This window comes from Microbacterium sp. zg.Y909, from assembly GCF_024626565.1.
Genome location: NZ_JANJFJ010000180.1, coordinates 1 through 8,945, shown reverse-complemented (window position 1 = coordinate 8,945; position 8,945 = coordinate 1). Strand labels below are relative to the sequence as shown.

The window sequence follows — 8,945 nt, the reverse complement described above, 5'->3', positions numbered from 1 at the left end:
GGCTCACCGGACTCCCGTGGTTGTGGCGTCGAGTATACCCACGGGCGGGCAGGGTATTTTTGGCAGGTGACCACCGAGGACGCCCCCCCGCTCACGCGTCGCGCAAGACGTGCGCGCCTGCGCGCCGCAGCATCGACCGATGCCGCGGCCAGTGCGTCGCCCGACGCGGCCGCACCGGACCCCGCCGAAGACAGCGCACCCCCTGCCCCGGCGGACCCTGCGGCTCCGTCCGCCGCGGCGAGCAGCGACACCGGCGCGGAACCGACCTCCGGGGGCCGGCACGAGGATGCCGCCGTCACAGCGCACGGAGCCACCGACGTGGCGCCCGAGCGCGAGCCTGCCCGTCCCGTGATCGACCGCGACGGCAGCGGTCACGACGACGCCGCTCCCCTCGCGCCGGCACGTCCCGTCCCGGCGTCGGCCATCATCGCGGCATCCGCTCTGCCGACGCCGCCGGCGGGGCCCATCGATCCCACGGACGAAGAGACCGCGACCGCGACCGGTGAGGCGTCCACCTCCCCCGCACCTGCCGAAGCCCCTGTCCCCAGCGCATCGCACCGCCGGGTCGCGCTCGCGTGGGTGGACGAGGATGTCGTGGCCGCGGCATCCCCCGCCATGAGTCTCGGCACCGCCGCCTCCCCCTACACGACGGTGCAGACCGACCTGCTCGCCAGCCGGCCGCGACGGTCGCCGTGGCGTCCGTCGGTGCTCGTGCCCCTCTTCAGCGTCGTCGCGGTGATCACCCTGTATGTGCTCACCACGCTGCTGTGGCCGCTGCACGCCCTGCCCCCGCAGGTGTCGGCCGCCACCATCGCCCCGCTTTCGGCGCCCGCCGCCGCACCGGCGTGGCCAGAGGACGGAAGCGCCGCGGTGGGGGTGGACGGCATCACCGGCACGGTCGCCTCGTCACCCGACGTCCGCTCCATCGCGAGCCTCACGAAGGTCGTCACGTCGCTGATGATCCTCGACGAGATGCCGCTCGCCCCCGGCGAGCAGGGCCCCGAGTACCGGTTCACCTACGCCGACCAGAGCGAGTACTGGGCGTACCGCGAACGCGGCGAATCGGCCCTCCCCGTGCCCGTCGACGGCACGCTGACGCAGTACCAGATGCTGCAGGGCATTCTCATCGCCTCGGCGAACAACTACGCCGACCGGCTCGCATCGGAGCTGTGGCCGAGCAACCGGGTCTTCGCCGACGCCGCGCAGTCCTGGCTCGCGCAGCAGGGTCTGACCGGCATCACCGTCGTCGACCCGAGCGGCATCGGCGACGACAACGCCGCAGACCCCGCCGCACTGATCGCGCTGGCGGAGCGGGCACTGGCAAACCCCGTCATCGCCGAGATCGTGCGGATGCCGTCAGCGGAGCTGCCCGGCGCCGGGCTCATCGAGAACACCAATGCGCTGCTGGCGGATCCCGGCGTCGTCGGGGTGAAGACCGGTGCGCTGTGGCAGCACTTCAACCTGCTGGTGGCCAAGGACATCGTCGTCGGCGAGACACCGGTGCGGTTGTTCGCATCGATCCTCGCGCAGTTCGACGGCGAGGAGCGCAACGTCGCGGCCCGCGAGCTGCTCGCGCAGCTCGAGTCCGAACTGCAGCAGCGGCCCGCGGTGACCGCCGGAACGATCGCGGGCGTGGTGACGACGGCGTGGGGTGAGCGGGTCGACATCGTCACCGCCGCCGACGCGTCGGTCGTGCTGTGGAACGGTGCCACCGGGGAAGTCACCACCGACCTCGCCGTCGGCGATGACCGCGAGGCGAAGGCGTCTGCCGGCACCCTGACGGTGACGGGACCCCTCGACACCGCGACGGTCGATGTGCGTCTCGCCGATGCCATCGAGGGACCGAGCGCCTGGTGGCGGCTCACCCACCCGCTGCAGCTGTTCGGCCTGGCAGGCTGATCGCGCCGCGATGCTCAGAACGGCCAGATGAGCGGCACGTAGAGCACCGCGACGGCCAGGAACACCAGCGCCAGTGGCAGACCCAGGCGCCAGTAGTCCCCGAAGCGGTACCCGCCGGGCTGCATGACCATGAGGTTCACCGGCGTCGCGATCGGGGTGAGGAACGATGCCGCACCGGCGACGGTCAGCGCCATCATGAACGGCTGCACGCTGAGGCCGAGCGTCGCGGCGATGGAGACGGCGATGGGGGCGACCACCAGCACAGTGGCGACGTTGGAGATGAACTGACCGAGGATGATCGTCACGACGCACAGCACCAGCAGCGCGAGGTGGGGTGAGGCGTCGCCGGTGAAGCCCAGCACCAGCTCGGCGACGACGTCGGCCGCACCGGTCGAGACGAACGCGGACGACAACGGCACCATGCCCCCGATGAGGATGACCGTCGTCCATGAGATGGCCCGATAGGCCTGCGGCATGCTCATGACGCCGGTCAGCACCATCGCGCCGGCCGCGAGCAGCCCCGCCACGGCGGGCGGCACGAGGTTGGTGGCGAGCAGGGCCACCATGAGCCCCATGATCGCCAGCGCCCGGCGGGCCCCGTTTCCGAGGGGAACGGTGCGCCGCAGTGCCTGCGGCGGCGTCACAGCGATCACATCGGGCGAGCGGGTGTAGCGCTCCAGTGCCGCCCATGGGCCCTGGACCAGCACGGCATCCCCCGCCTGCAGCGTCAGCTCGCCCACTGTTCCGTCGCGGGAGATGTGGGGCGGCTGAGTGGTGCCCCGCCGGGCGGCGAGGATCACGAGATTCTCATCGCGGGTCGTCATTCCCGACCAGACGGTGCGCCCGATGAGGTTGGAACGGGGAGCCACCATCACCTCGACCACGCCGTCCGTCGCGCTGAACAGGCTCCGCGTGGACAGGTCGACGGCGTAACTCTCCCGCCAACCCTGCGCTGCGGCGCTGGGGTCCGGCGCAGCGTCGAACCGGTCGGCGGTGCGGTCGGGCAGCAGCCGCGGACCGAGGAGCGCCACCAGAGCGATCGTGAGCGCGACGAGAGGCACCCCCGCGAGCGCGAACTCGAAGAAGCCGAACGGGCGACCTCCTGCCGACTCCGCCAGCTGCGACACCACCGGGTTCACGGGAGTGCCGGTGAGGGTGAGCAGCGACCCGGCGCTGGCGGTAAAGGCGAGCGGGATGAGCATCTTCGAGGGCACGATGCCGGCGCGCAGCGCCACCACCACCACGACCGGCAGCAGCGCCGCGACGGCGCCGTTGATGCTGATGAACCCGGTGAGCACCGCCGACATCGCGCCGATGATCACCAGAAGTCGCCGAGGCCGCGTGCCCCCTCGGGTGATGACCTGCTGACCGGCCCAGGCCGTCACCCCGGTGGAGTCCAGCCCTTCGCTGATGACGAACAGCGAGGCGATGAAGATGACCGTCGGGTCACCGAATCCGGCGAACGCCTCGGGAAGGGACTGGATGCCGCTCACCCACAGCGCCAGCGTCACGCCGATCGCTACGATCGCCAGGGGCACCTTGCCGCTGACGAAGGCGATGATCGCCAGTCCCAGGATGACGAAGATCGCGATCACGGGGTCCACCCGTCAACGGTACCCCGGTGCCCTTTCGCGGGCGCGGTTCAGACGAAGCGCACGGTGCGCTGCAGTCGCGTGCGCACGTCGAACAGCTCGTTGCCGCCGATGTCGCGGGCGCCGGTCATGCCGCGACGCAGCACCGTCGCCAGCGCGCTGCGCGAGACCACCGCGACGGGCAGACCCCGTACCTTTCCCAGCTCCTCGATCGGCTGCACGAGGTCGTCATCTGGCAGCACCACCAGCGCCCCGCTGAAGCGCACCCGCGCGGCGCGCGCGATGGTGCGGGAGCGGGCGACCAGCTCGGCCACGGGCGACCCCTCGACGCCGTCGCCGATGAGTTCGCCGCGGCGCACCCTCACCGGTCCGCCGAAGTCCTCGGAGAGCACCGCGTACAGCCCGCTCGGACCGAGCACGATGTGGTCGAGCTTGGCGTCGGGGAGGTCGCCGCGGGCGGGCGCCGAGACGTCGTGCCAGACGGTGTAGCCCATGCCGAGGTCGGCGACCACGCGGGCGGTCGCCTCTTCGGCGAGCGCGTCGGCCAGCAGCCGCCGCACCTCGTGGGGCGCGGTACGCACGAGCGCGGGGTCGTAAGGGTCGGGAAGGTCGACACCGCGGCCGACCCACTCCCGCATGAGGGTCAGGTAGCGCTCGCGCCGCCACCCGCCGGGGTGCCCGAACGAGCGGGCGCGGGGACGCGTGTCGGTGCGCGCAGCCGGCGCCTTCCACCCCGAGAAGTCGGGGGCGGCGGCAGCGCCGAAGCCGTGGCCGCGGTCGTAGGCGGCACGGGCGTCGGAGGTGCCTACGAGCTCCCACGCGCGCTGCACCTGCACGAACACCGCGGCGTCGCCGCCGGTGTCGGGGTGGGTCTGCCGCAGCCGCAGCCGATACGCCTTGCGCAGCGCCTCGTCGTCGGCGGCGGGGTCGACGCCGAGCACGTCGTACGCCGAGGCGGACAGCGGACTGTCGAACACGTTCCCTCCCGGGGTCGGCCATCCAGGCTAGCGGCGCAACCCGGGCGTCAGCTCCACAGCGGCACGTCGGGGACGAACGCCAGCGCCTCCTCGGCGATTCCCGGGTCGACGTCGGCGAGGGCGCCCGGATGCCACCGGGGCGAGCGGTCCTTGTCGACCAGCTGAGCGCGGATCCCCTCCACGAGGTCGGGCTGGGTCTGTGCGAACCACATCACCAGGCCGTACTCCTGCGCGAGGGCGGCCCAGAGGTCCGGCAGGCCGCGCGCGCGGCGGACGGCGGCGAGGGTGACCGTCAGCGCCGTCGGCGACAGCGTCTCGAGCTCATCGGCGGTGGCGGATGCCGCGGGCTCCGGCCGCGCCCGCAGGCGCGCGACGATGTCGGCCACGGTGTCGCCGGCGAAGGCGTCGTCGATCCACTCCCGGTCCGCCTGCAGGCGGGACGGCCCTGCCGTGGCATCGAAGAGCAGGACGAGCTCGGTGGGGGTGTGGGGGTCGGCCCGGGTCTCGAGTGCGTGGTGCAGCTCGGGCAGGTGCTCTGACGGCACCAGATGATCGGCGAATCCGGCGTGGATGGCATCCGCGGCATCCATCGTCGTGCCGGTCAGCGCCAGGTACTCCCCCAGCCTGCCGGGCGCACGGCCGAGCAGCCAGGTGCCGCCGACGTCGGGGGTGAAGCCGATGCGGGTCTCGGGCATGGCGAGCCGGGATCGCTCCGTGACGACGCGTACGGCGGCGTGGCCGGCGAGTCCGATGCCGCCGCCCATCGTGATGCCGTCGGCGAGCACCACCACGGGCTTGGGGTATTCGGCGATCGCGGCGTTGAGCGCGTACTCGGCGCGGAAGAACAGGGCCGTGTCCCCTGGGCGCCCCGCGACGATCTGCTCGTACAGTCCGCGCACGTCTCCGCCGGCGCACAGCCCCCGATCGCCGGCGCCGTCCAGCAGCACGATCCCCACGTCGGGGTCCTCCCGCCAGGCGTCCAATGCGCCGTGCAGGTCCTCGACCATGCCCAGGTCGAGCGCGTTGATGGCGCGCGGACGGTCGAGCGTGAGATGGCCGACTCCGTGGCGGCGCTGCACGCGGATGCGGGTCTCGGGCGAGGTCTCTGTCACAGCCTCACGTTATATGGTTCGCATTCACCGGCCATCCCCGTCAGACTGGGGCGAAACGAGAGGTTGCCCGCATGCCCGACGGACAGGTGCTCGAGTTCTCCGGCCTCACCAAGCGCTTCGGCGCGCTGACGGCCGTCGACCGCTTCACGGCCCGCGTCGAACCCGGTCGAGTGACGGGGTTCCTCGGCCCCAACGGCGCGGGCAAGACCACGACGATGCGCATGCTGCTGGGCCTCGTGCGCGCCTCGGAGGGCACCGCCACGATCGGCGGCACTCCGTACGCGCAGCTGCAGCGGCCGCTGCGGAGCGTGGGCTCGGCGCTCGAAGCGTCGAGCTTCCACCCCGGCCGCACCGCCGCCGCCCACCTGACCGCCCTCGCCCAAGCCTCGGACGTTCCGGTCTCGCGGGTGGACGAGACGCTGGGGCTCGTCGGACTGGCCGATGTCGGCGGGCGCAAGGTCGGCGGCTACTCGCTGGGCATGCGCCAGCGGCTGGGCCTGGCCGCAGCCCTCTTGGGCGACCCGGGAGTACTCGTGCTCGACGAGCCGACGAACGGGCTCGATCCCGAGGGCATCCGCTGGATCCGCGATTTTCTGCAGGCGCTCGCCCGCGAGGGACGCACCGTCTTCGTCTCGTCGCACCTGCTGTCCGAAGTGCAGCAGACGGTCGACTCGCTGCTGGTGATCGCGCGAGGACGTCTGGTCTTCCAGGGCACGATCGACGACCTCGTCGACCCCAGGGAGTATGCCACCGTCGTCGACGCCCCTGATCGCGGCGCACTGGCGGCAGCCCTCGCCGCCGCCGGCATCGGCACCGAGCCGTTGCGCGCGGGACTGCGGGTCGCGGTGGCGGACCCCGCCGAGATCGGCCGCATCGCCGCGGAATCCGGCGTCGCCCTGTCGCTGCTGCAGCGCCAGGGCCCCTCGCTCGAGCAGGTGTTCCTCGAACTCGCGGACGGCCGTCGGGTGCACGCCAGTGCGGGCGGCGAGGCCGCGGAGCCGCCGGTCGACGCCGCGGCGGAAGGAGCCACGCGATGAGCCTCGTCGGCACGGTCAAATCCGAGAACACCAAGCAGTTCTCCACCTCCTCCTGGTGGATCCTCGCGATCGTGCTCCTCGTCTACGTCGGGTCGACGGCCGCCGCTCTGGCGTTCTTCTTCGCCGCCTCGGCCACCGGCCAGCTGGGTGGAGCGAACGCCCCGCAGATGCCGGCCGAGACCCTGCCCCCGCTGCTCTACAGCCTCGCCACCGCGATGGGGTACGTGTTCCCGCTCCTCATCGGCACGCTCATGGTGACCACCGAGATCCGCCACCAGACACTCACGCCCACGTTCCTGGCGACGCCGCGCCGAGGCAGGGTGCTGGCGGCGAAGCTCATCGTGGGAGTCGCCCTCGGCCTGATGTACGGCGTGATCGGCGTGCTGTCGTCGGTGGTCCCCTCGGCCGTGCTGCTGTCGGTGCAGGGCGTCGACACCCAACTCGGCGAAAGCGACACATGGGCGATGGTCGCGCGCATGCTCGCCGCCTTCGTGCTGTGGGTGTTCATCGGCATCGCCGTGGGCGCGCTGGTGCGCAACCAGATCGTCGCGATCGTGGGCGTGCTGGTCTTCACCCAGTTCGTCGAGCCGATCGCCCGCACGCTGGTGCCGTTCGTCGAGGGCGCCGGCGACGTGGTGCGGTTCCTCCCCGGCGCGGCTTCCGACGCCCTCGTGGGGGCGAGCCTGTACAACGCCGAGGTGATCATGGGCGCGGGCGGCGGCAACATGCTCGAGTGGTGGGCGGGCGGCCTCGTGCTGCTCGGCGTCGCCGCGGTGCTGCTGGTGCTGGCATACCTCTTCAGCTGGCGCCGCGACGTGGCCTGACGCGCTTCGGACGCTGCTGCCCGCTAGGCGGTGGCGGGCTTGGCCGCGGGCTTCGGCTTCGGCGCGCGCGCACGCGTCGTCCGGGCGCCCTCGGCGAGCTTGCCCTCGGGCTGGGTCGGCACCGCCGCCGTGGCGAGAGTCACGACGTCGGCGGGGTGCTCGCCGGCATCCACCTGCAGCGCCTGCACCAGCGCGAGGCCGTGCCGCGTGGTGAGCACCACGCGCTGGAACTCCGGGTGCCCCTCGAGGTCGATGACGACGCCGGGCAGGTGACGGCGGACGACGACGAAGTCCACACCGTTGACCGACTTCCAGGTGCCGATGGCGACGACCCCGGGAAACCGCGTGCCGGGGCTCTGGATGCCGCGCAACCACGTCCACGGGTCGTCGATGAGCTGCACCTTGGCGATCGTGTCGCGTTCGACGATCACATTCCCCTTGCGGAATGCGAGGGCGCGCTCGGTCCCCGACAGCACCACTTCGAGGCGGGTCGAGTCCAGGAGCAACGTCACCATGTGCTCCAGTCTGCCAGCGTCACGGTCAGGGTTTGCTTACGGGACGGCAACGATCTGCCGGGCCTCGCGCGCGTAGGCGGTGCAAGACTGGGGCGGTGACCCTTGCGCAGCCCGCTTCCTCGGCGGCGACAGTCCATGACACCCTCGACAGAGCGGCTTCCGGCGCCCTGCTCGACGCCGACGACGCCGAGGTGCTGCTGCAGGCGTCGGGTGAGGCGTTCGACCGGCTGCTCGACCTCGCGGCGCGACTGCGCGACGAGGGCCTGGCGGCATCCGGTCGCCCTGGTGTCATCACCTACTCCCGCAAGGTCTTCGTTCCGCTGACGACCCTGTGCCGCGACCGCTGCCACTACTGCGTGTTCGTCGACACGCCGGGCCAGCTGGCCGCTCGACACAAGCCGCTGTACATGACCGAGGCTCAGGTGCTGTCGGTGGTGCGGCAGGGGCAGGCGCACGGATGCAAAGAAGCGCTGCTGACCCTCGGCGACCGCCCCGAGGACCGTTGGCCCGCCGCGCGCGCCTGGCTCGACGACCACGGCTATACCTCGACGCTGGATTACGTCGGCGCGATGGCCCGGCTCATCACGGCCGAGACCGGCATGCTCGCGCATCTGAACCCCGGGGTCATGGGCTACGAGGAGATCCTGGCGCTGCGGCCGACCGCCCCCTCGATGGGCATGATGCTCGAGACCACCTCGACCCGCCTGTACACCGAGCCCGGGCAGGTGCACTTCGGCTCGCCCGACAAGGACCCCGCCGTGCGGCTGCGGGTCATCGACGACGCCGGCCGGGCGCGGGTGCCGTTCACCACCGGCATCCTCGTCGGCATCGGCGAGACGCTGCGGGACCGGGCGGAGTCGCTCGTGGCCATCCGCGACGCGCACGAGCGCCACGGGCACGTGCAGGAGGTGATCGTGCAGAACTTCCGCGCCAAGCCGCAGACGGCGGCGCAGTCCGCACCGGACGCGGACCTGCGGGAGTATGTCGCG

8 protein-coding genes are annotated in these 8,945 nt (G+C 72.1%); 4 read left to right on the top strand and 4 right to left on the bottom strand.

Annotated features, from left to right (window positions below; genetic code table 11):
• The first annotated feature begins 66 nt into the window (after positions 1–66).
• On the top strand, positions 67–1,899 hold the full coding sequence (locus NQ160_RS13395) for a D-alanyl-D-alanine carboxypeptidase family protein (RefSeq protein WP_257515716.1): 1,833 nt from the start codon (positions 67–69) through the stop codon (positions 1,897–1,899).
• Between the two features lie 14 nt (positions 1,900–1,913).
• Here the strand turns inward: NQ160_RS13395 and NQ160_RS13390 are convergent, their stop codons facing one another.
• Genes NQ160_RS13390 through NQ160_RS13380 form a run of 3 tightly spaced genes read right to left on the bottom strand, consistent with a single transcriptional unit; the run spans position 1,914 to position 5,580 of the window.
• Entirely contained in the window at positions 1,914–3,503 is a 1,590-nt protein-coding gene (locus tag NQ160_RS13390; protein ID WP_257515715.1) for an SLC13 family permease, read from the bottom strand.
• A 38-nt stretch (positions 3,504–3,541) separates the two neighbouring features.
• Positions 3,542–4,468: a J domain-containing protein gene (locus tag NQ160_RS13385; protein WP_257515714.1), complete on the bottom strand. Its 927-nt coding sequence runs from the start codon at positions 4,466–4,468 to the stop codon at positions 3,542–3,544.
• A gap of 47 nt (positions 4,469–4,515) precedes the next feature.
• Complete coding sequence (locus NQ160_RS13380; protein ID WP_257515713.1) at positions 4,516–5,580, bottom strand: enoyl-CoA hydratase/isomerase family protein; 1,065 nt, start codon at positions 5,578–5,580, stop codon at positions 4,516–4,518.
• Positions 5,581–5,651: 71 nt separating this feature from the next.
• Here NQ160_RS13380 and NQ160_RS13375 point away from each other — a divergent pair, with 71 nt between their 5' ends.
• Both NQ160_RS13375 and NQ160_RS13370 read left to right on the top strand, forming a co-directional pair.
• On the top strand, positions 5,652–6,617 hold the full coding sequence (locus NQ160_RS13375; protein ID WP_257515712.1) for an ATP-binding cassette domain-containing protein: 966 nt from the start codon (positions 5,652–5,654) through the stop codon (positions 6,615–6,617).
• Positions 6,614–7,441, top strand: a complete 828-nt coding sequence (locus NQ160_RS13370; protein ID WP_257515711.1) for an ABC transporter permease — start codon at positions 6,614–6,616, stop codon at positions 7,439–7,441. The genes NQ160_RS13375 and NQ160_RS13370 overlap by 4 nt, the downstream gene beginning before the upstream one ends.
• A 23-nt stretch (positions 7,442–7,464) precedes the next feature.
• On the opposite strand, the gene NQ160_RS13365 is transcribed toward NQ160_RS13370, so the two are convergent.
• A complete protein-coding gene (locus tag NQ160_RS13365) occupies positions 7,465–7,956 on the bottom strand; it encodes a hypothetical protein (protein WP_257515710.1) in 492 nt (163 codons plus the stop codon).
• A 95-nt stretch (positions 7,957–8,051) separates the two neighbouring features.
• On the opposite strand from NQ160_RS13365, the gene cofG reads away from it, so the two are divergent.
• A partial coding sequence (gene cofG / locus NQ160_RS13360) for a 7,8-didemethyl-8-hydroxy-5-deazariboflavin synthase CofG (protein ID WP_257515709.1) occupies positions 8,052–8,945 on the top strand: 894 nt, incomplete at its 3' end.